Genomic DNA, 20,226 nt, shown 5'->3' with positions numbered 1-20,226 from the left:
GGCGCACCGCCTGTGAAAACCAGAGGGGCCAGCGAATGCTGGCCCCTCTGACGCTTCCCGTAGCTGGCTCAGAAGAACAGCCGGCGCAGCGCCTGGCCGGGGTCGGGCTCGCGCATGAAGGCCTCACCGACCAGGAAGGCGTTGACGTCGTGCTCGCGCATGCGCAGCACGTCGCCGGGGGTGTGGATGCCGGACTCGGTGACCACGGTGACGCCGGCGGGAACGCGCGACAGCAGCTCCAGGGTGGTGTCCAGGGTCGTCTCGAAGGTGTGCAGGTCGCGGTTGTTGATGCCCACCAGGTCGAGGTCCAGGGCCAGCGCCCGCTCGAGCTCGTGGGCATCATGGACCTCCACCAGCACGTCCATGCCCAGCTCCAGCGCCTGCCGATGAAGGTCGGCCATCTGCTTGTCCTCCAGGGCGGCGACGATCAGCAGGATGCAGTCGGCGCCGATGGCACGCGCCTCACTCACCTGGTAGCCGTGGGTAATGAAGTCCTTGCGGATCACCGGCAGGCCACAGGCGTCGCGGGCCTCGATCAGGAAGTCCTCGTGGCCCTGGAAGAAGTCGGCATCGGTGAGCACCGAGAGGCAAGCGGCCCCGCCTTCGGCGTAGCTCGCGGCGATCTCACCGGGCCTGAAATCCTCGCGGATCACCCCGCGGGAGGGCGAGGCCTTCTTGACCTCGGCGATCACCGCCGGGTCGCCCTCGGCGATGCAGCGCGCCAGCGCCGCATTGAAGCCCCGCGGTGCCCCCTGCTCGGCGGCCAGGCGCAGCAGTTCGGCCTCGGGCACGGCGCGGGCGCGCTCGGCGACCTCCTCCTCCTTGCGCTGGAGGATGCGGGTGAGGATGGTCGGGGTAGCGGAACCGCTCATGGGGTAACTCCTCTTGAGGGTGAGCCGAGTGAGCGTGGACCGCTCACTGCAGGAAGACACGAGTGAAGTTGGCCAGCTCCTTGAGCTTCTCCAGGGGCAGCCTCGAGGCCTGGGCATCCTGAGCCAGGGCCACTCCCTCCTTGAGGCTGTCGGCCACGTCGGCGGCGTAGAGGGCCGCACCGGCGTTAAGCGCGACGATGTCCGCCGCCGCCCCCTCGCCCACCAGTGCCTGCTCGACCAGGCGCAGACTGTCCTCGGCGGAGGCGACCCGCAGCGAATCCAGGGGCTGGCGCTGTATGCCGAGCTCATCAGGGGTGATCACGTACTCGTGGATCTCGCCCTCCTTGAGCTCGGCCACCAGGGTGGGCTGGGCCAGGGAGATCTCGTCCAGGCCATCCTCGGCGTGCACCACCAGCACGTGGTGACTGCCCAGGCGGCGCAGCACGTCGGCCATCAGCGGCACCAGCTCCGGGGCGTAGACGCCCAGCACCTGATTGGGGGCACCGGCGGGGTTGGTCAGCGGGCCGAGGATATTGAACAGGGTGCGCACGCCCATCTCGCGGCGCGGGGCCACCGCGTAGCGCATCGCCGGGTGGTGGTTGGGGGCGAACATGAAGCCGACCCCCACCTGCTCGATGCAGCGCGCCACCTGCTCGGCATCGAGGTCGAGGTGGATCCCCGCCACGGCGAAGAGGTCGGCACTGCCCGACGAGGAGGAGACGCCGCGGTTGCCATGCTTGGCCACGTGGCCGCCGGCCGCCGCCACCACGAAGCTGGAGGCGGTGGAGACATTGAACAGGTTGGCACCGTCGCCGCCGGTACCGACGATGTCGACCACGTTGTCGGCCTTCAGATGCACCGGCTTCATCAGTTCGCGCATCACCTGGGCGGCGGCGCTGATCTCCTCGGCGGTCTCGCCCTTCATGGCCATGCCCATCAGGAAGGCGGCGATCTGGGGGTCACTGGCCTCCCCGGTCATGATCTGGCGCATCACCTCATGGGTCTCGGCGAAGTTGAGGTTCTCGCGGCGCATCAGGGCACCGAGGGCATCTCGCATCTGCATCATGGTTCTCCTATTCGGCACGGCCCAGCGGCGCTTGCGCACGACGCTTGAGGAAGTTGGCCAGCAGCTCGTGGCCCTGGCGGGTCAGGATCGACTCGGGGTGGAACTGCACGCCCTCCACGTCGAGCGCGCGGTGGCGCAGGCCCATGATCAACCCCGGCGTGATGTCATTGTCCCCGGTCCAGGCGGTGATCTCCAGGCACTCGGGAAGGGTCGCCCGATCCACCACCAGGGAGTGGTAGCGGGTCACCTCCAGCGGATCCTCGAGGCCCGCGAACACCCCCTTGCCGGCGTGGCGGATGGCCGAGGTCTTGCCGTGCATCACCTGGGGGGCGCGCACCACCGCGCCGCCATAGACCTGGCCGATGGCCTGGTGGCCAAGGCAGATGCCCAGTATCGGCAGTCGCCCGGCAAAGTGGCGGATGGCGTCCATGGAGATGCCGGCCTGGTCTGGGGTGCAGGGCCCCGGCGAGACCACCAGGTGGGTCGGTGCCATGGCCTCTATCTCGGCGAGGGTGATGGCGTCGTTGCGATGGGTCTCCACCTCGGCGCCCAATTCACCCAGGTACTGCACCACGTTGAAGGTGAAGCTGTCGTAATTGTCGATCATGCAGACTGTCATGGCTCGTCTCTCCACCACCGGGCTATTCGAGGTTGTCCAGGCCGCGCTCGGCCATGGCCACGGCGCGGAACAACGCCCGCCCCTTGTTGAGGGTCTCCTGCCACTCCATCTCGGGTACCGAGTCGGCGACGATGCCGGCCCCGGCCTGGACGTGAAGCTCGCCATCCTTGATCACCGCGGTGCGGATGGCGATGGCGGTATCCAGGTTGCCGTGCCAGGAGAGATAGCCCACTGCACCGGAGTAGATCCCGCGCTTGACCGGCTCCAGCTCGTCGATGATCTCCAGCGCGCGGATCTTGGGAGCGCCGGAGACGGTGCCCGCCGGGAAGGTGGCGCGCAGGGCGTCCATGGCGGTGAGCCCCGGCTTGAGGCGCCCGGTAACGTTGGAGACGATATGCATGACGTGGGAGTAGCGCTCCACCACCATCTCCTCGGTGATCCTCACCGAGCCGGTCTCGCTGATGCGGCCCACGTCGTTGCGGCCGAGATCAATCAGCATCAGATGCTCGGCGCGCTCCTTGGGATCGGCCAGCAGCTCCTCCTCGAGCTCCCGGTCCTCGGCCTCGCTGCGGCCACGCTTGCGGGTACCGGCGATGGGGCGCACGGTCACCTCGCCCTCTTCCAGGCGGGTCAGGATCTCCGGCGAGGAGCCGGCCACCTGGTGATCGCCCAGGTCGAGGAAGAACATATAGGGCGAGGGGTTGAGGCTGCGCAGTGCCCGGTAGAGGTCCAGCGGCGCGGCACGATAGGGGATCGACATGCGCTGGGAGGGCACACACTGCATGACGTCGCCGGCCAGCACATACTCCTTGATGCTCTCCACCGCGGCCTTGAAACCCGCCTCGGTGAACCCGGAGGTGAAGTCGCCCTCCTCCACCGCGGCACTGCCGGTGCCGGAGCTGACGCTGTTCAGGGTCGCACTACGCAGGCGGATCTCCAGGGCCTCCAGGCGCTCCACGGCGTTGGCATAGGCACCGTGCTCGGCGGGGTCGGCGTGGGTCCAGAGCGTCAGCCGCCCGGAGAGGTTGTCGAACACCACCAGCTCGTCGCACACCATCAGCAGGATATCCGGCACGCCCAGCGGGTCGGGCTTGGCGGCGGCGACCTCGCTGCGCAGGCGCGGCTCGATATAGCGAATAGTGTCGTAACCGAAGTAGCCCACCAGGCCACCGTCGAAGCGTGGCTGGTCGTCCAGGCGCGGCACCTTGAAGCGCGCCTGGAACTGCTCGATCCACGCCAGCGGGTCCTTCACCTCGGCGGCGCCGTGGAGCTCGCCATCGACGATATGGCTGACGCTGAAGCCACGCACCTCGATGCGCTCGCGGCAGGGCAGGCCGATGATCGAGTAGCGCCCCCACTTCTCGCCACCCTGCACGGACTCCAGCAGGAAAGTCCAGGGCGCATTGGCGAGCTTCATGTAGGTGGAAAGCGGGGTGTCGAGATCGGCCAGCACGTCGCGGGTGACCGGGATGCGGTTATAGCCGGCATCGGCCAGCTCATGAAAGCGTTCGGGGGTCATCATGCCCGGAATTCCTCGATAAGACGGGTTGGCAATGGCGGGCACACACAGGCACCGCGGCTCAAGCAGGGGGAGCGAGCGTCACCATCGCCAGCTGCCCAGGACGGGCGACCGGGCGGCCAGGAAAGCGGCACGCGGGGCGCCGATGGAACGGGTATTGTCCGTGGAAATGCGGGTGGTCATCGAGGGGCGTCCGCGTCTTATAACAATAACATATTGAAAAAGCTCTACCTTATAGTAATAGCCGAACTCACGTTAAACGAGTTCTGCCAGCGATTCAACCACGCCCTCCGGGCCACTGTCGCGCACCGGCTCGCCGTGATTGTAGCCGTAGGGCACCGCCAGGGTGCGGAAACCGGCCGCCTTGCCGGCGGCGATATCGTGGCGCGAGTCCCCCACCATCAGGCACGCCGACGGCGGGACATCGAAGTGGGCCGCGACGTGCAGCAGCGGTGCCGGGTGAGGCTTCTTCTCGGGGAGGCTGTCGCCACCCAGGCAGAGCGCAAAGTACCCGGCAAGTCCCAGCTTCTCGAGCAGCGGGGCAATGAAGGCGCTTGGCTTGTTGGTCACCAGCGCGAGGGGCAGGCCGCGCTCACGCAGGGCATCGAGGCACTCGCGAACGCCGGGATAGAGGTGCGTGCGCGCCCCCACCTCCCGACCGTAGTGATGCAGGAAGCGCTGATGTGCCGGCTCCAGTCGCTGCGGCGACGGCGCCTCGCCCAGGGCATCGGCCAGCGCACGCTCGACGAGCTTGAGCGCGCCGTTGCCGACCCACAGCCTGGCTTTCTGCTCGCCCGCCTCGGGCAGGCCGAGCTCGTTCAGGGTCATGTCGACGGCGGCTGCCAGCTCGGGCACGGAGTCGATCAAGGTGCCGTCCAGGTCGAAGGCCACCAGCCGGATGTCGTGGAGGATGGGGTGCATGACGCCTCTCGTCGGATGAATCGGATATCCATTATGCCCAAGCGGCCATGGGCAGGAAATCTCCGGGCGCTTATGCTGGAGCCTCCAGTCTTTGGGGGAGAATGACATGAACCTGCCAAGCATCGTCGTGGTCGGCGGAGGCGCCGGCGGCCTCGAGCTGGTCACCCGGCTCGGCCGCAAGCTGGGGCGACGCGGTCGCGCTGAGATCGTGCTGGTCGACCGCAACGCCACCCACATCTGGAAACCGCTGCTGCACGAGGTCGCCACCGGCGCCCTGGACTCTGGGCTCGACGAGATCTCCTACCAGGCGCACTCGAGCCAGCACGGCTACCGCTTCCAGCACGGCACCCTGAGCGGCATCGATCGCGAGGCCCGCACCCTGACCCTCGCCCCGGTGCTCGACGCCGCCGGCGACGAGGTGCTGCCCGCCCGCGAGCTCGCCTACGACCAGCTGGTGCTGGCCCTGGGCAGCGTCAGCAACGACTTCGACACCCCCGGGGTCGGCGAGCACTGCCACTTCCTCGACAGCCCCCAGCAGGCCGAGGCCTTCCGCCAGCAGATGCTCAACACCTTCCTGCGCCACAACGACCCGCGCCTCGAGCAGCCGGCGCGCATGGCGGTGGGCATCGTCGGCGCCGGCGCCACCGGGGTCGAACTCGCCGCGGAGCTCCACGAGGCCTCGCGGATGCTGCACAGCTACGGCGTCACCGCACTGGACAGCGACCGGCTCGAGGTGCACCTGATCGAGGCCGCCCCGCGGGTACTGCCGGCGCTGCCGGAACGGATCAGTGCGGCGGTGCACCGGGAGCTCGAGCGGCTGGGGGTGAGGATCCATGCCGAGACCCGGGTGACCCGGGTGGAGGCCACGGCGATCCACACCGCCGACGGCCAGCGCATCGCGATCGACCTCGGGGTCTGGGCGGCAGGCATCAAGGCGCCGGCACTGCTCTCGACGCTGGGCCTGCCGACGGAGAAAAACCACCGCCTCAAGGTCCGCGACACCCTGCAGAGCATCGAGGATCCGCGGATCTTCGCCATGGGCGACTGCGCCAGCTGTCCACAGCCGGACGGCGGCACGGTGCCGCCGCGGGCCCAGGCCGCCCATCAGCAGGTCGCCACGCTCTACCGCAACCTGCAGGCCCAGCGCGCCGGCAAGCCGCTCAAGCCCTTCGCCTATCGGGACCGCGGCTCGCTGATCTCGCTGGCGCACTTCGACGCCATCGGCAGCCTGATGCGCGGCGCCTCGGCGCGCAGCCTGTTCATCGAGGGGCACCTGGCGAAGCTCTTCTACGCCTCGCTCTATCGCCTGCACCAGCGCGCCATCCACGGCACCGTCAAGACCGGCCTGATGATCGTGGTGGACGGGCTCAACCGCTTCCTGAAGCCGCGCCTGAAGCTACACTGAGGCGCCCCCTCTTCCCCGAACGACGCGGGCCGCCGGCTCTCTCCGGCGGCCCGCATCAGGATGGGCGGCGTGGCGCTCAGCGCTCGCCGCGCCCGCCCGACGCTATCGACACCGCCTAGGGGAAGGATTCCCCGTTCGCCTGAATGGCTCGCCGCTCGGCCAGCCAGCGGCGCTTGGCCGCGGCGGTGAGGCGCTTCATCGCCGCCTCCCGGCGTAGCGCCTCACCGTGCGCTCCGATACATTCGTGATATACCAGATGCAGCGGCCCCTTGCCGCGCAGCGCCTTGGCGCCGCGCCCGGCGGCGTGCTCGGCCAGGCGCCGGGCCACGTCGGTGGTGATGCCGGTGTAGAGCGCGCCGGCGGCCGTCTCGATCACATAGAGGTGCCAGCGAGGAGCGGCCTCGTCCGTCACGCTCAGGCCTCGGCCAGGGCCCGGCGGAAATCGCCGATCACACTGTCGTAGCGGTGCGGGTCCGAATCGTTGCGCGCCTTGAACACCGCCGAGCCGGCCACGAAGGTGTCGGCGCCGGCGCGAGCGATCTCGGCGATGTTGTCCACCTTGACGCCGCCGTCGACCTCGAGGCGGATATCGCGGCCTGAGGCGTCGATGCGCCGGCGCGCCTCGCGCAGCTTGTCGAGGGTAGCGGGAATGAAGGACTGGCCGCCGAAGCCGGGGTTGACGCTCATCAGCAGTACCATGTCGAGCTTGTCCATCACGTAGTCGAGGTACGCCAGCGGGGTGGCCGGATTGAAGACCAGGCCGGCCCGGCAGCCGCCGTCGCGGATCAGCTGCAGGGAGCGGTCGATATGGTCGGAGGCCTCGGGGTGGAAGGTGATGATGCTGGCGCCGGCGTCGATGAAGTCGCCGATCAGCTGGTCGACGGGGCGTACCATCAGGTGCACGTCGATGGGCGCGGTGACGCCGTGCTTGCGCAGTGCCGAGCAGACCATGGGGCCGATGGTCAGGTTGGGCACATAGTGGTTGTCCATCACATCGAAGTGAACGATATCGGCGCCGGAGGCGAGGACGTCGTCCACCTCCTCACCCAGCCGCGCGAAGTCGGCAGAAAGGATCGAGGGCGCGATCTGGAAATCGCGGGTCGCGTCGGTCATGGCAGGGTTCCCGGGTCGATGACGAGAGGGCGCATTCTACCAGACCCTCCCGCCGCCGGCAGGCGACAGGATGACCGGAGCGCAGAGACATATTCTATAATTGAATAAAAAACACTATTGTAATTACCTTTGATGGGCCATAACCTTCTCACAACATTCCCCATCCTCCTTCTCCTTGCGGAGTCTCGCCATGACCCTCGATCTGCGCTTTCCTCGTTCGCTGCTCGCCATCGCCCTGGGTGCCGGCCTGGCCTCCCCGGTCGTGGCCGCCGAACGCGAGCTACTCAACTCCTCCTATGATATTGCCCGCGAGCTGTTCGCCGCGATCAACCCCGAGTTCATCGCCCACTGGCAGGCGACCCAGGGCGAGGAGATCGCCATCCAGCAGTCCCATGGCGGCTCCTCGGCCCAGGCCCGCGCCATCCTCCAGGGACTGCGCGCCGACGTGGTGACCTACAACCAGGTCACCGATGTCCAGGTACTGGCCGATGATGGCCTGGTGGCCGAGGAGTGGCAGCAGGCGCTGCCCAACAACGCCTCGCCCTACTACTCCACCACCGCCTTCCTGGTGCGCAAGGGCAACCCCAAGGGCATCGAGGGCTGGGACGACCTGGACGACGAGGGCGTGGAGATCGTCTTCCCCAACCCCAAGACGTCGGGCAACGGCCGCTACACCTATCTCGCCGCCTGGGGCTTCGCGGATCATCAGTTCGCCGGGGATGAGGCACAGATCCAGGACTTCATGCGCGACTTCCTCGGCAACGTGAAGGTGTTCGATACCGGCGGTCGCGGTGCCACCACCAGCTTCATCGAGCGTGGCATCGGCGACGTCCTGATCAGCTTCGAGTCCGAGGTCAACAACATCCGCGGCGAATACGGCAGCGATGACTACGAGGTGGTCGTGCCGCCGGTGAGCATCCTGGCCGAGTTCCCGGTAGCGGTGGTGGAGCCCAATGCCGAGCGCAACGGTACCGAGGAGCTGGCCCGCGCCTACGTGGAGTACCTCTACAGCGAGGAGGCCCAGCGCCAACTGGCCGGCTTCAACTACCGCGTGCATCACGAGGCGGTGGTCGAGGAGTTCGCCGGGCAGTTCCCCGAGACCCAGCTGCTGCGTGTCGAGGAGGTCTTCGGCGGCTGGGATGCGGCCATGGAGACCCACTTCGCCAGTGGCGGCCAGCTCGACCAGCTGCAGCGTCGCTGAGCGCCGGGAGTCGATCGATGAGCACCCTGGCCCTCGCCCTGCCCCGTCGTCGCCGCGTGCTGCCCGGCTTCGGCCTGTCGCTGGGCATCAGCCTGACCTTCGTGTCGCTGGTGCTGCTGCTGCCGATGACCGGCCTGGTGGGCCAGCTCAAGGGGCTCAGCCTGGCCGAGTACTGGGCGATCGTCAGCGACGGCCGGGTGGTGGCCAGCTACACGGTGACCATCGCCGCCGCCGCCGTGGCGGCGCTGGCCAACGCCGCCTTCGGCCTGCTGCTGGCCTGGGTGCTGGTGCGCTACGACTTCCCCGGCAAGCGCCTTCTCGATGCCCTGATGGACCTGCCCTTCGCGTTGCCCACCGCGGTCGCCGGCATCACCCTGGCCACCCTCTATGCCGGCAACGGCTGGGTCGGCCGGCTGCTCGAGCCGCTGGGGCTCGAGGTGGCCTATACCTGGGTGGGCATCGCCCTGGCCATGGCCTTCACCAGCATTCCCTTCGTGGTACGCACGGTGCAGCCGGTGCTCGAGGACCTGCCCCCCGAGGTCGATGAGGCGGCAATGACCCTTGGCGCCTCGGATGCCACCGCCTTCCGGCGGGTGATCCTGCCCTACCTGTGGCCGGCACTGGTCACCGGCACCGGCCTGGCCTTCGTGCGCTCGCTGGGTGAATTCGGGGCCATCATCTTCATCGCCGGCAACTCCCCCTTCGAGACCGAGATCACCGCGCTGATGATCTTCGTCAAGCTGCAGGAGTACGACTACGCCGGCGCCTCGGCCATCGCCTCGGTGGTGCTGGCCGTCTCCCTCGCGCTGCTGCTGGCCATCAACGTCTGGCAGGGCCACTTCATCAAACGACTGCATGGAGGACGCGGCTGATGCAACGAGTCGGTGATGCCCCGGCGGTACGCCGCGTCCTGGTGGTCGCCGCCGTGCTGCTGGCGGCACTATTCCTGCTGCTGCCACTGGTGGCGATCTTCGCCCAGGCCTTCTCCCAGGGCGTCGGCGTGTTCTGGTCCAGCGTCAGCGACGAATACACCCTGGCGGCCATCGGCCTGACGCTGTTCATCGCCGTGCTGACCATCCCCGTCTGCCTGGTGTTCGGGGTGGCCCTGGCCTGGCTGGTGACCCGCTTCCAGTTCCCCGGCAGACGCCTGCTGCAGACCCTGATCGACATCCCCTTCGCGGTCTCGCCGGTGGTCGCAGGCCTGATCTACCTGCTGCTCTATGGCCGCAACGGCTGGATCGGTGGCTGGCTCGACACCCAGGACATCCAGCTGATGTTCGCCTGGCCGGGCATCCTGATGGTGACGATATTCGTGACCAGCCCCTTCGTGGCCCGCGAGCTGATCCCGCTGATGCAGGCCCAGGGCTCCCGCGAGGAGGAGGCCGCCGTGACCCTGGGCGCGCCGGGCTGGACCATCTTCCGCCGGGTCACCCTGCCCAATATTCGCTGGGCACTGCTCTACGGGGTGATCCTCACCAACGCCAGGGCAGTCGGCGAGTTCGGCGCGGTCTCGGTGGTCTCCGGCGCCATCCGCGGTGAGACCATGACCCTGCCGCTGCACCTGGAGCAGCTCTACCAGGACTACAACGCCGTGGGCGCCTTCTCCAGCGCCGCCCTGCTGGCACTGATCGCTTTGTTCACCCTGGCCGCCAAGGCCAGCCTGGAATGGCGCATCGCGCGCCAGGAGGTTTCCCCATGAGCATCCGCCTGACCGATATCGCCAAGCACTATGGTCGTGCCGGGCGCGCCCTGGAACCGGTGAACCTGGAGATCGCCGAGGGCGAGCTGGTGGGCCTGCTGGGGCCCTCGGGCTCGGGCAAGACCACCCTGCTGCGCATCATCGCCGGCCTGGAGGCACCGGACCGCAATCCCGCCGGACGCATCCTGTTCGGCGACCGTGACGTCACCAACGTGCATGTGCGCGACCGGCGCATCGGCTTCGTCTTCCAGCACTACGCGCTATTTCGCCATATGACGGTGTTCGACAACGTCGCCTTCGGCCTGAGCGTGCTGCCGCGCCGCGAGCGCCCCTCCAGCGGCGAGATCCGTGCCCGGGTCCACCGCCTGCTGGAGATGGTGCAGCTCGAACGCTTCGCCGAGCGCTACCCGGCCCAGCTCTCCGGCGGCCAGCAGCAGCGGGTTTCCCTGGCCCGGGCGCTGGCCCTGCGCCCCGACGTGCTGCTCCTCGACGAGCCCTTCGGGGCGCTGGACGCCAAGGTGCGCCAGGAGCTGCGTCGCTGGCTGCGCCAGTTGCACGACGAGCTGGGCTTCACCAGCCTGTTCGTGACCCACGACCAGGAGGAGGCGCTGGAGGTCTCCGACCGGGTCGCGGTGATGAGCCAGGGGCGCATCGAGCAGATCGACACCCCGGATGCCCTCTACCGGACACCCGCCAACCGCTTCGTCTTCGAGTTCCTGGGCGATGTCAACCATCTCGAGGGTGAGGTGCGCAACGGGGTTCTCACCTGCGGCGAGGCGCACCTGGCAGTGGCGTTGCCCGATGGCCCCGAGGAGCTGCTGCTGCGGCCCCACGAGGTACGCCTGGCGCAGGCCCCTACGCCGGAGGCCCGGCTCCCGGTGACCGTCACCGCCATCTCCCCGGTGGGGGCCGAGGTGCGGGTGGAGATCGCCGCAGACTGGCTGGTCGAACCCTGGCAGGCCGCCTTGCGTCACTCCGACTATGAGCGCCTCGAGCTGCGCCGCGGCCAGCGGCTGTTCGTGATTCCGCGCCGCTGGCACCGCTTCAGCGCCGACGCCAGCCAGCACCGCCAGCCCACCGCTGCCTGAGCCACCGCCCGCCCCGCCCCCTCACCCACCGTTGGCGTCGACTCGCCGGGCTCGTCCCCGGCGAGTCGACGCCAATTCAGTGGTCGGCGGTGATGAATCTGCTGGCGTGTTGTCACATTCAACATGACTCAGCACTCACCGCCAGCGGAGGCTCCACATGCTGATCAAGATTGCCAAGCCCGGTGACCTGCACGAATCCGATGTGACACCGGAATCCACCTACCTCTCCCGACGGCGTTTCATGGGTGGCATGGCGGGCCTGGGTGCGGGGCTTGCCCTGGCCGACCAGGCCCACGCCGCTGCCGATTACTCGGATGTCCCCGCGGGCGATGCGCCGGCGTGGCTGAAGGCAAAGATCGACGCCACCCGCTGGCAAGCCGTCACCCCGAGCGACCCCGAGAAGGACAAGCTCGCCCCCTTCGACGACGCCAGCGGCTACAACAACTTCTACGAGTTCGGCTCCGGCAAGTCCGACCCCGCCCGCCATGCAGGCAGCCTGGAAACCCAGCCGTGGAGCGTGGTGGTGGATGGCGAAGTCAACAACGGTGGACGCCTTGCCCTGGAGGATCTCGCCAGCCCCTCGCAGTTCGAGGAGCGCATCTATCGCCTGCGCTGCGTCGAGGCGTGGTCGATGGTGATCCCCTGGCTGGGCATTCCCCTCGCCGAGGTGATCAGGCGCGCCGAGCCCACCAGCAAGGCCCGCTACGTGCGTTTCGAAACCCTGGTCGACCCCGAGCAGATGCCGGGGCAGCGCTCCGCCTTCTCGCTGATCGACTGGCCCTACGTGGAGGGGCTGCGCATGGACGAGGCCATGCACCCGCTGACCCTGCTCGCCCTGGGCATGTATGGCCGCGAACTACCCAACCAGAACGGCGCCCCGCTGCGACTGGTGGTGCCCTGGAAGTATGGCTTCAAGAGCATCAAGTCGATCGTGCGCATCTCGCTGGTGGCCGAGCAACCGGTCAATTCCTGGCAGCAGATCGCACCCGACGAGTATGGCTTCTACGCCAACGTCAACCCCCGGGTCGATCACCCGCGCTGGAGCCAGGCCACCGAGCGTCGCTTGCCCAACAGCCTCTTCAGCCCCAACACCATCGACACCCTGATGTTCAACGGCTATGCCGACGAGGTCGCCGAGCTGTACGCGGGGCTGGATCTACGGAAGCACTATTAATGGCCACCCTGAACCGCCTGATGCCCCTCCCGAACCGCTGGCAGCTCTGGCGCCTGGGGGTATTCCTGGCGGCGCTGGCACCGCTGGTGGCATGGGGCTGGCAGGTGGCCAGTCACGCCGCCGGACCCGAGCCGGGGCGCTACCTGCTGCTGAATATCGGCATAGGGGCGCTGTGGATGCTGCTGCTGACCCTGAGCCTTACCCCACTGACCCGACTCACGCGCTGGAAGGGCTTCACCCTGATCCGCCGGCAGCTAGGCCTGTGGACGCTGGCCTACGCCACCCTGCACATGCTCAGCTACGCACTGTTCATCCTGGGGCTCGACTGGGCCATGCTGGGTAGCGAACTGGTGAAACGGCCCTACATCATCGTCGGCATGCTGGCACTGCTCGGCCTTGGCGCGCTGGGCGCCACCTCCAACCGCTGGTCGATGCGCCGCCTGGGCAAGCGCTGGAAGACCCTGCACCGGCTCGCCTATCCCATCCTGGGACTGGTGCTGCTGCACTTCTTCTGGGTGGTGCGCGCCGACCTCGGGGAGTGGGCGATGTATGCCGCCATCGCGGCGCTGGTCATGGCGACCCGCCTGCCGCCGGTGGCCCGCACGCTACCCAGGATACGCTACCGGCTCGGCTGCGCTTAGAGTTCGCTTCCCGGTCGCGCATCACCGCAGGCTGCGGGTCGACACGCGGGCCGAACGCTCAATGCTCCCATGCCATCAGGGTCTCGCACTCGCCGGTGAGCGGCTCGACGCGCTCCTCCACGGCCCGAAAACCCAGCCGATGGTAGAAGGAGACCGCACGCACGTTGCGTGAATAGACACACAGGGTCAGGCGCCCGTGCGCGGCCATGGCGTGGGCCATCAGCCGCGAGCCATGGCCATAGCTCTGAACCTTCGGGTCGATGAACAGCGCCTCGAGATGGTCGCCGTTGAGGGCACTAAAGCCGATGACTCGGCCCTCGACCTCCAGTACCACGACCTCCTCGGCCTGGGGCAGGTACTCCCGCGCCATGCTGTCGGCACGGGAGGTCCAGAACGCCTCGGGGATGAAGTCGTGGGCACGGATGGAGGCTCGTAGCCAGATGTCGACCAGCCCTGGAATCTCCTCGCTGGTGGCGGAACGGATCATGTCGCGGCTCCTTCGGCCTATACCGACAGTGTAACCGAGGGGGCGACGCCTGTACTCTGGGCGGATAGCAGACGCTATACTGCGCCCCGCCTTCACCCCATCGACACGGGAGGTCCCCATGCTGCGTCGACGCTTTCTTCGCCTTTCCCTGGCCCTGGTCGCCACCGGCTGGCTGGCCGGCTGCGCTGCTCCCCAGACCCTGCAGCTTGACCCGCAGCGCAGCGCCGAGGTGCCGGTGACCGGCAGCGGTCAGTCGGTGACCGTAATCGCCGCGGATGGCCGCGACAGCGAGGTGATCGGCACCCGCACCGGCAGTGCCATGTCCACCGCCACCATTACCGTCTACGCCCACGAACTGATACCCAGGCTGCAGCGCGAGGCCGAGCGGGCGGTGCGCGAGATGGGCTTCGCACCCACCACCCAGCGCGCCGAGGGGCGCCCCAGTCTCATCCTGACCCTCGACCATCTGGGGTATGGCCGCGGCCAGAGTCGCCCGGTGGTCGGCGAGGCACGCCTGGAGGCGGTGCTCGTCGCCGAGGCGACCAATGGCGGCAACACCTATACCGGCACCTACACCTCGCGGCGCACCCAGAGCTTTGCCGTGCGCCCGGACCAGGAGGCCAATGCGCGGATGGTCAATGAGCTGCTTTCCGACGGCCTGGACCGCGCCTTCCGGGACCCCGAACTGGGCCGCCTGCTGGCCCGCTGAGGATCACTCGACCGGGCCGCGGCGGACCATGGCCCAGACATGCTCCTGGAAGCCGCTGCCCGGCTCCGGGGCGCCCCGCTCGAGCAGGGTGATCCGGAAGTTGGGCTCGAACAGCTCGCGCACCTCCTCCTCCGGCACGTGGAACGGCGGCCCGGCCTGTTCCTCGCCAGCCGTTCGGTTGAGGCCGATGAACAGCCCCCTGGCCCCGGGCGGGATCAGCTGCGCTAGATGGAAGGCATAGCGCTGGCGGGTGGCGGGCGGCAGGGCGATCAGGGCGGCACGGTCGTAGAAGGCGCCGATCTCGGCCGCCTGAGCGATATGGAAGTGGAAGAAGTCGCCGCACCAGAGCTCGACATTACCCTGGCGACAGATCTCGAATCCCGCCTGGTGATAGCGCGAGACGGGCTCGCCCCCCTCGGCGAGAAACTGCTCGATCGCCTGCGGCGCCAGCTCGATACCCAGCACCGGGTGGTCATGACGCCCCAGCCAACGCATGTCGTGACTCTTGCCGCATAGCGGCACCAGCACCTTGACGCCGGGCCGCACGCCCAGCAGCGGCCAGTGATGGCGCAGCGCGGGATGCGGTGCATCACGATGAAAGCCGATGCGCCCCTCGCGCCAGCGCGCCAGCCATTCGTTCTCCATGCTCGCCTCGTCCTTCATGCGCTCAGAACCAGCGGTCGCGCTTGCGGCGGCGGCGCGGCAGGTGGGGGACGATCAGGCCGACCAGCAGACCGGCACCGGCCACCCCACCGCCATACATGAAGTAGCGCATCAGCAGGTCCTGCTCCTGGGTGTTGAGGCGCGCCTCGAGCTCACGCGCGGCCTGCAGCGAGCGCTGCGCTTCGACATCCAGCTCGTGATTGCGCGATTCCAGCTCGGCGACACGTGCCTCGCGCACCTCCAGGGTCTCACGCAGTGCGGCGGTACGCTGCTCCCACGCCTCATCGATGCCGTCGAGTTCGGCATCGAGCTCGGCCACTCGTTGCTCAAGCTCGGGCAGGCGCACCTGGGCGCTGGGCTCCTCCTGGATCTCGCGACTGAGGATCCAGACGACATCGCCACCCGGTCCCCGGACGCGGGTATAGTCGCCGCTGGTCTCCAGCCGCTCGACCGGCTCGCCGGCGGTGAGGGTGCCGACGATGCGATAGCCATCGGTGGGGCCGCTGCGCACATAGGTGGTCAAGGCGTCGGAGACCCAGACGGTGTCGTTCTGCTCCTGCGCTGCCAGCGGCAGGGCCAGCAAGCCGAGTAGCGCCCCCAGGCCGATGCCCAGGCCGGTTCGTGTGCTGTGGTGTGTCGTCATGCCATGATCCTGACTTAAGGGTCCCAAATGAAGCGTGGCGTCGATATGCCACCTCGGCCGAAAGGAAGCGCCGCCCCCTCGACGGTTATGCACAGCTCCTGTGGACAACCGTCGGGACAACTCCGGGAAAGTCACCCGCCGGTGCCGCCACAGCGCCACTTCCAGGCTGCTGGTCATTACGTGACCAGCACCGAGGGCGCCTCCGGGGCCGGCGGCCCACTCCGATGGCCGGGGCCGCTAGGTTAGCACACTCGCCCGCGCCGGGTGCCGGGCTGGCTCCACACGGGTACGAGACGTATAATACCCGCCTGTTTTCCACGATGGCCCAGGCGGCCACCGCCATCCATTGCCGCGTCGCCGGCGGTCCGCCGTCGCGAGTGTCGCGCATCCCTGAACCCACCGGTGATAGACGTCGGGCGCCAGGCGCCACGACCCAATCCTTATGGCGAAGAAACTCTTCATCAAGACCCACGGCTGCCAGATGAACGAGTACGATTCCGCCCGCATGGCGGATCTGCTCGGCGAATCTCACCGTCTCGAACTCACCGACGACGAGCGGGAGGCGGATGTCATCCTGCTCAATACCTGCTCCATCCGCGAGAAGGCCCAGGAGAAGGTGTTCCACCAGCTGGGTCGCTGGAAGAAGCTCAAGGAGGCCAAGCCCGACCTGGTGATCGGCGTAGGTGGCTGCGTGGCCAGCCAGGAGGGCGAGGCACTGCGCAAGCGCGCGCCCCACGTCGACATGGTGTTTGGGCCCCAGACCCTGCATCGGGTGCCGTCCATGCTCGACTCGCGGCAGCAGGGCCAGATCTCGGTGGTGGACGTCACCTTTCCCGAGATCGAGAAGTTCGACCACCTGCCCAAGCCGAGCTCCGACGGCGCCACCGCCTTCGTCTCGGTCATGGAGGGCTGCTCCAAGTACTGTACTTTCTGCGTGGTGCCCTATACCCGCGGCGAGGAGGTCTCACGGCCCTTCGAGGGGGTGATGGACGAGGTCATCCACCTGGCCGATCAGGGCGTGCGCGAGATCAACCTGCTGGGCCAGAACGTCAATGCCTACCGCGGCGAGAACCAGCTGGGCGACGAGATCGACCTGGCCGAGCTGATCGGCTGCGTGGCGGCGGTGGAGGGCATCGACCGCATCCGCTTCACCACGTCGCATCCGGTGGAGTTCTCCGACAGCCTGATCGAGGCCTATGGCGAGATCCCGGAGCTGGTCAGCCACCTCCACCTGCCGGTGCAGGCGGGGTCCGACCGGGTGCTCGCCGCCATGAAGCGCGGCCACACGGTGGAGGAGTACGTCGCGAAGATGGAGCGCATCCGCGCCCTGCGTCCCGACATCAGCTTCTCCTCGGACTTTATCATCGGCTTCCCCGGCGAGACGGAGGCGGACTTCGAGTCGACCATGGACCTGATCCACCGCATCGGCTTCGATCACTCCTTCAGCTTCGTCTACTCGGCACGCCCCGGTACCCCGGCGGCCTCGCTCGAGGACGACACCCCGGAGGAGGTCAAGAAGCAGCGCCTGGCGATCCTCCAGGAGCGCATCAACCAGCAGGCGATGCAGATCAGCCGGCGCATGGTAGGCACCACCCAGCGCATCCTGGTCACCGGCTTCTCGCCCCGGGACCCCGGCCAGCTCTCCGGTCGCACCGAGAACAACCGGGTGGTCAACTTCCGTGCCCCCAACCCCACCGAGCTGATCGGCTATTTCGTCGACGTGGAGATCACCGAGGCACTGCCCAACTCTCTGCGCGGCGAGCTCGCCTCGCCGGAGATCTACTGAGACAGACAAGGGGTATTGCTGCCGGGGCTGATCCGGCGGCCCTAGGCTCGAGCACCACATTCCGGACGCGATAGCCCTTCACACATTGCCCCGGCAAACACCGGGGCAGTAAGCTGAACCTACACATTCATCATCCAGGGGACCCGCCCGTCTTGAGCCAGCCAGCCTCCCAGGCCAACCGCATCATCACCCTGACCCTCGAACCCAACGACCCGCACCGCCTGGCCAACCTCTGCGGCCAGCGCGATGAGCACCTCAAGCTGGTGGAGTCGCGCCTGGGCATCACCCTGCGCAACCGCGGCAACATCTTCCAGCTGGCCGGGCCCATCCACCGGGTCAAGGCCGCCGCCAACGTGCTCGAACACCTCTACCGCGAGACCGAGGCCAGTGACCTGGAGCCCGATACCGTGCACCTCTTCCTGCAGGAGTCCGGCCAGCAGGCGCTCGAGGAGGACGAGGGAGATGCCGACACCGCCGAGGTGCTGATCCGCACCCCGCGCACCCTGATCAAGCCCCGCGGCCTCAACCAGCAGGGCTATGTACAGAGCATCCGCGCCCACGACATCAACTTCGGCATCGGCCCGGCGGGTACCGGCAAGACCTACCTGGCGGTCGCCGCGGCGGTGGAGGCCCTCAACCAGCAGGAGGTCCGCCGTATCCTGCTGGTACGCCCGGCGGTGGAGGCCGGTGAGAAGCTCGGCTTCCTGCCCGGCGACCTGGCCCAGAAGATCGACCCCTACCTGCGCCCGCTCTACGATGCCCTCTACGAGATGATCGGCTTCGAGCAGGTGGCCAAGCTGATCGAGCGCCAGGTGATCGAGATCGCCCCGCTGGCCTATATGCGCGGACGCACCCTCAACAACGCCTTCATCATCCTCGACGAGAGCCAGAACACCACCCGCGAACAGATGAAGATGTTCCTGACCCGTATCGGTTTCGGCTCCACCGCGGTGATCACCGGCGACGTCACCCAGGTCGACCTCCCCCGCGGCCAGAGCTCGGGGCTGATCCAGGTCCTCGAGGTGCTCAAGGGGACCCCCGGCATCGGCGTCACCCACTTCGCCGCCAAGGACGTGGTACGCCACCCCCTGGTACAGCGCATCATCGAGGCCTACGACAGCTTCGAGGCCGAGCAGGAGGCCGCCGAACGCGCCCGCAAGGAGGCCAGGGAGCAGGAGCGCGCGGCGTTACGTCAGGAAAGGCGATTGGACCAGGAGCGCCTGGAGCGCCTCGACCGCGAGCGAGGCAAGCCATGAGCGATCCCCGGGTCGACCGCCAGGTGGCCACCGATGCCGAAGGGCTGCCGAGCCAGGCGGAGCTGGAGGCCTGGGTGGGCACGGTGCTGTCGCGACTTGCGGTCGACCCCGACAGCGAACTCAGCGTGCGCCTGGTGGGCGCCGCGGAGAGCCAGGCCCTCAACCGCGACTACCGCGGCCGCGACAAGCCTACCAACGTGCTCTCCTTCCCCTTCGAGAACCCGCCCGGGATCAGCCTGGCACTGCTCGGCGACCTGGTGATCTGCCACCCCGTGGTAGCCGCCGAGGCCGCCGAGCAGGACAAGTCGCTGCACGATCACTACGCTCACATGGTGGTTCACGGTACCCTGCACCTGCTCGGCTTCGACCATCTCGAGGATGACGAGGCCGAGGCAATGGAGGCGCTGGAGCGCGAGATCCTGGCCGAGCTGGGCATCGTCGACCCTTACCGGACCGCACCCGAGGACGAGAGAACCGACTCATGAGCGAAGACCGATCGAGTAGCCAGGGCAACCGCTCCTGGCTCGAGAAACTGCTGGGGGCGCTTTCCAGCGACAGCGACGAACCCAGCTCACGGGACGAACTGCTGGAGTTCCTGCGCCAGGCGGGGGGCCGCCTGAAGCTCGAGCAGGACGCCATGATGATCATCGAGGGGGCGCTGAAGATCAGCGACCAGCAGGTTCGCGAGGTGCTGATTCCGCGCTCCCAGGTGACCGCCATCGCCATCGACCAGCCGTTGGATGAGTATCTGCCGGTGATCCTGGAGACCGGTCATTCCCGCTACCCGGTCATCGGCGAGAACCTTGATGAGGTCAAGGGGATCCTGCTGGCCAAGGACCTGCTGCCGCTGCTGCGCAACGGCCAGGAGAGCGGCCGGCCCTTCCGCCTCGAGGAGGTGGTACGGCCGACGCTGTTCGTGCCCGAGTCCAAGCGCCTCAACAGCCTGCTCAAGGAGTTCCAGAGTACCCACAACCATATGGCGATCGTGGTCGATGAGTACGGCGGTACCGCCGGCATCGTCACCATCGAGGATATCCTCGAGGAGATCGTCGGCGAGATCGAGGACGAGCATGACGCCGACGACGAGGAAGATATTCGCGACCTGGGCGAGGGGCGCTACGCCATCCGCGCCCTGACGCCCATCGAGGACTTCAACGAGCGCTTCGAGACCCACTTCTCCGACGAGGAGTTCGACACGCTCGGCGGCCTGGTGATGCAGCGTTTCGGCCACCTGCCTGCACGGGGCGAGCATACCGTCATCGGCGGCTGGCGCTTCACGGTGCTGAATGCCGACAACCGCCGTATCCGGCTGCTCGAAGCCGAGCCCTGCGCCGCAGACGACGGCTTCTGACACGCCAGCCACG

Annotated in this window: 22 protein-coding genes; 12 read left to right on the top strand and 10 right to left on the bottom strand. The window is 67.9% G+C overall.

All coding sequences use genetic code 11. The features are described 5' to 3' along the window. Nucleotides 1-68: 68 nt before the first annotated feature. The 5 genes from trpC to NFH66_RS04670 form a co-directional block, all read right to left on the bottom strand. Nucleotides 69-872, bottom strand: a complete 804-nt coding sequence (trpC, locus tag NFH66_RS04690; protein WP_349608755.1) for an indole-3-glycerol phosphate synthase TrpC — start codon at nucleotides 870-872, stop codon at nucleotides 69-71. Between the two features lie 43 nt (nucleotides 873-915). Then, entirely contained in the window at nucleotides 916-1,935 is a 1,020-nt protein-coding gene (trpD, locus tag NFH66_RS04685) for an anthranilate phosphoribosyltransferase (RefSeq protein WP_349611658.1), read from the bottom strand. 10 nt (nucleotides 1,936-1,945) lie between these two features. Then, nucleotides 1,946-2,557 (bottom strand): anthranilate synthase component II, encoded by a 612-nt coding sequence (locus NFH66_RS04680; RefSeq protein ID WP_349608754.1) that lies wholly within the window; start codon nucleotides 2,555-2,557, stop codon nucleotides 1,946-1,948. Nucleotides 2,558-2,579: 22 nt separating this feature from the next. Then, a complete protein-coding gene (trpE, locus tag NFH66_RS04675; RefSeq protein WP_349611656.1) occupies nucleotides 2,580-4,076 on the bottom strand; it encodes an anthranilate synthase component I in 1,497 nt (498 codons plus the stop codon). Nucleotides 4,077-4,331: 255 nt separating this feature from the next. Beyond that, complete coding sequence (locus NFH66_RS04670; protein WP_349608753.1) at nucleotides 4,332-4,997, bottom strand: phosphoglycolate phosphatase; 666 nt, start codon at nucleotides 4,995-4,997, stop codon at nucleotides 4,332-4,334. 106 nt (nucleotides 4,998-5,103) lie between these two features. On the opposite strand from NFH66_RS04670, the gene NFH66_RS04665 reads away from it, so the two are divergent. Beyond that, on the top strand, nucleotides 5,104-6,402 hold the full coding sequence (locus tag NFH66_RS04665; protein WP_349608752.1) for an NAD(P)/FAD-dependent oxidoreductase: 1,299 nt from the start codon (nucleotides 5,104-5,106) through the stop codon (nucleotides 6,400-6,402). A gap of 115 nt (nucleotides 6,403-6,517) precedes the next feature. On the opposite strand, the gene NFH66_RS04660 is transcribed toward NFH66_RS04665, so the two are convergent. Beyond that, the gene (locus NFH66_RS04660) at nucleotides 6,518-6,814 is read right to left on the bottom strand and encodes a GIY-YIG nuclease family protein (protein ID WP_349608750.1); all 297 of its coding nucleotides are present in this window, start codon (nucleotides 6,812-6,814) and stop codon (nucleotides 6,518-6,520) included. A gap of 2 nt (nucleotides 6,815-6,816) precedes the next feature. Continuing rightward, complete coding sequence (gene rpe, locus NFH66_RS04655) at nucleotides 6,817-7,515, bottom strand: ribulose-phosphate 3-epimerase (RefSeq protein ID WP_349608749.1); 699 nt, start codon at nucleotides 7,513-7,515, stop codon at nucleotides 6,817-6,819. Nucleotides 7,516-7,705: 190 nt separating this feature from the next. On the opposite strand from rpe, the gene cysP reads away from it, so the two are divergent. The 6 genes from cysP to msrQ all read left to right on the top strand — a co-directional run bounded on the left by cysP (nucleotide 7,706) and on the right by msrQ (nucleotide 13,318). Then, a complete protein-coding gene (gene cysP / locus NFH66_RS04650) occupies nucleotides 7,706-8,716 on the top strand; it encodes a thiosulfate ABC transporter substrate-binding protein CysP (RefSeq protein ID WP_349608748.1) in 1,011 nt (336 codons plus the stop codon). A gap of 17 nt (nucleotides 8,717-8,733) precedes the next feature. Then, nucleotides 8,734-9,588, top strand: a complete 855-nt coding sequence (cysT, locus tag NFH66_RS04645; RefSeq protein WP_349608747.1) for a sulfate ABC transporter permease subunit CysT — start codon at nucleotides 8,734-8,736, stop codon at nucleotides 9,586-9,588. Then, nucleotides 9,588-10,415 (top strand): sulfate ABC transporter permease subunit CysW, encoded by an 828-nt coding sequence (cysW, locus tag NFH66_RS04640; RefSeq protein WP_349608746.1) that lies wholly within the window; start codon nucleotides 9,588-9,590, stop codon nucleotides 10,413-10,415. The genes cysT and cysW overlap by 1 nt, the downstream gene beginning before the upstream one ends. Beyond that, complete coding sequence (locus NFH66_RS04635; RefSeq protein WP_349608744.1) at nucleotides 10,412-11,503, top strand: sulfate/molybdate ABC transporter ATP-binding protein; 1,092 nt, start codon at nucleotides 10,412-10,414, stop codon at nucleotides 11,501-11,503. The genes cysW and NFH66_RS04635 overlap by 4 nt, the downstream gene beginning before the upstream one ends. A gap of 157 nt (nucleotides 11,504-11,660) precedes the next feature. Continuing rightward, nucleotides 11,661-12,677, top strand: coding sequence for a protein-methionine-sulfoxide reductase catalytic subunit MsrP (gene msrP / locus NFH66_RS04630; protein WP_349608742.1), 1,017 nt, complete (start codon nucleotides 11,661-11,663; stop codon nucleotides 12,675-12,677). After that, on the top strand, nucleotides 12,677-13,318 hold the full coding sequence (msrQ, locus tag NFH66_RS04625) for a protein-methionine-sulfoxide reductase heme-binding subunit MsrQ (RefSeq protein ID WP_349608740.1): 642 nt from the start codon (nucleotides 12,677-12,679) through the stop codon (nucleotides 13,316-13,318). Before msrP ends, msrQ begins: the two co-directional genes overlap by 1 nt. Nucleotides 13,319-13,376: 58 nt before the next feature. Here the strand turns inward: msrQ and NFH66_RS04620 are convergent, their stop codons facing one another. After that, nucleotides 13,377-13,805, bottom strand: a complete 429-nt coding sequence (locus tag NFH66_RS04620) for a GNAT family N-acetyltransferase (protein ID WP_349608738.1) — start codon at nucleotides 13,803-13,805, stop codon at nucleotides 13,377-13,379. 118 nt (nucleotides 13,806-13,923) lie between these two features. On the opposite strand from NFH66_RS04620, the gene NFH66_RS04615 reads away from it, so the two are divergent. Beyond that, nucleotides 13,924-14,514 carry a YajG family lipoprotein gene (locus NFH66_RS04615; protein ID WP_349608736.1) on the top strand — a complete coding sequence of 197 codons (591 nt, stop codon included), beginning with the start codon at nucleotides 13,924-13,926 and terminating at the stop codon, nucleotides 14,512-14,514. 3 nt (nucleotides 14,515-14,517) lie between these two features. Here NFH66_RS04615 and NFH66_RS04610 read toward each other — a convergent pair whose 3' ends face one another. Together NFH66_RS04610 and NFH66_RS04605 are read right to left on the bottom strand one after the other, a co-directional pair. Next, nucleotides 14,518-15,159: a class I SAM-dependent methyltransferase gene (locus NFH66_RS04610; protein ID WP_349608734.1), complete on the bottom strand. Its 642-nt coding sequence runs from the start codon at nucleotides 15,157-15,159 to the stop codon at nucleotides 14,518-14,520. A 22-nt stretch (nucleotides 15,160-15,181) separates the two neighbouring features. Next, a complete protein-coding gene (locus NFH66_RS04605) occupies nucleotides 15,182-15,820 on the bottom strand; it encodes a TIGR04211 family SH3 domain-containing protein (RefSeq protein WP_349608732.1) in 639 nt (212 codons plus the stop codon). 442 nt (nucleotides 15,821-16,262) lie between these two features. Between NFH66_RS04605 and miaB the strand changes: the two genes are divergently transcribed. From miaB to NFH66_RS04585, 4 genes are all read left to right on the top strand, one after another. Beyond that, nucleotides 16,263-17,606 carry a tRNA (N6-isopentenyl adenosine(37)-C2)-methylthiotransferase MiaB gene (gene miaB / locus NFH66_RS04600; RefSeq protein WP_349608730.1) on the top strand — a complete coding sequence of 448 codons (1,344 nt, stop codon included), beginning with the start codon at nucleotides 16,263-16,265 and terminating at the stop codon, nucleotides 17,604-17,606. A gap of 152 nt (nucleotides 17,607-17,758) precedes the next feature. After that, nucleotides 17,759-18,862, top strand: a complete 1,104-nt coding sequence (locus NFH66_RS04595; RefSeq protein WP_349608728.1) for a PhoH family protein — start codon at nucleotides 17,759-17,761, stop codon at nucleotides 18,860-18,862. Further along, nucleotides 18,859-19,347 carry an rRNA maturation RNase YbeY gene (gene ybeY, locus NFH66_RS04590; protein ID WP_349608726.1) on the top strand — a complete coding sequence of 163 codons (489 nt, stop codon included), beginning with the start codon at nucleotides 18,859-18,861 and terminating at the stop codon, nucleotides 19,345-19,347. Before NFH66_RS04595 ends, ybeY begins: the two co-directional genes overlap by 4 nt. Continuing rightward, nucleotides 19,344-20,213: a CorC family transporter gene (locus NFH66_RS04585; RefSeq protein WP_349608724.1), complete on the top strand. Its 870-nt coding sequence runs from the start codon at nucleotides 19,344-19,346 to the stop codon at nucleotides 20,211-20,213. Before ybeY ends, NFH66_RS04585 begins: the two co-directional genes overlap by 4 nt. Nucleotides 20,214-20,226 lie beyond the last annotated feature (13 nt).

The organism is Halomonas sp. H10-9-1 (assembly GCF_040147005.1).
Classification (GTDB): domain Bacteria; phylum Pseudomonadota; class Gammaproteobacteria; order Pseudomonadales; family Halomonadaceae; genus Halomonas.
The sequence above is the reverse complement of the archived record's forward strand: the minus strand, read 5'-3'. Positions and strand labels throughout refer to the sequence as shown.